The sequence below is a fragment of the Xenorhabdus thuongxuanensis genome (genome assembly GCF_001908095.1).
GTDB classification, from domain to species: Bacteria; Pseudomonadota; Gammaproteobacteria; order Enterobacterales; family Enterobacteriaceae; genus Xenorhabdus; species Xenorhabdus thuongxuanensis.
On record NZ_MKGR01000094.1, the window covers coordinates 1 to 876 of the forward strand.

General features: G+C 47.1%; 1 protein-coding gene. It reads left to right on the forward strand.

Features of this window, described 5'->3' with window-relative positions; all coding sequences use genetic code 11:
* Positions 1-93 precede the first annotated feature (93 nt).
* Positions 94-876, forward strand: a protein-coding gene (locus Xentx_RS18655; protein ID WP_244149914.1) for an IS5 family transposase whose coding sequence is annotated in 2 segments (ribosomal slippage) — positions 94-359 and positions 358-876 — 785 coding nt annotated over the 2 segments. Because the reading frame shifts where the segments join, the coding sequence is not laid out codon by codon here. This gene is flagged as partial in the annotation.

Below are 876 nucleotides of genomic sequence, written 5' to 3' on the forward strand. Positions count from 1 at the left end.
AGAGCCCATTCGGAATCTTTTTTGAACGTAATTGTTTTTCCTGTATTCTGTCCGCCCAAATAAGATAAGTGCCTATATAAGTGACCTGCTGGAATGAGAAAAACCTACCCGAGTGATATCAGCCGAGAAGCCTTTCAAAAAATTGAACCCTTGTTGCTCAGCAGCCGAAAACGTACGCGTCCTCGGAAAGTCGATGTGTATGAGGTGTTTTGTGCCCTGCTGTATATCCTCAAGAGCGGTTGTCAGTGGGATATGCTCCCCAGTGATTTCCCCAGCAAAAGTACCGTGTATTACTATTTCAAACTCTGGAAAGAGAAACCGTCAGAAACAGAACCTAGCCTGCTGGAGCACGCATTAAAAAAATCGGGTTGGCGAGGCCCGTATCAACTCTGGTCGGAACGCTAACACGACGTTTGTGATCGTCGACGCACAAAGCGTTAAGAACACAGATACAGCGCGTGAGAAAGGCTATGATGCCGGTAAAAAAGTGTCTGGCATCAAACGCCATATCGCGGTAGATACTCAAGGTTTACCTCACGCAATAACCATCACCACGGCAAATGTCACGGACAGAAAAGGGGCACAGGAGGCTTTTACGCGGCACAAAAAGTCACTCAGTTGGGTGAAAAATGTTTTAGCCGATGGCGGTTATACGGGAGAAACCTTCGCTGAGAACGTGCATCATATACTCGGCGCGACTGTCGAAGTTGCCAAACGTAGTGAATTGCATACTTTCCAGGTGATACCCAAGCGATGGGTTGTCGAACGTTCATTTGGTTGGCTGGAAAAATGCCGACGATTGTGGAAGAACTGTGAGAGATATTTGAATACCAGCCTTCAGTTCGTCAATCTGGCATTTCTCGTCGTGTTGCTGCG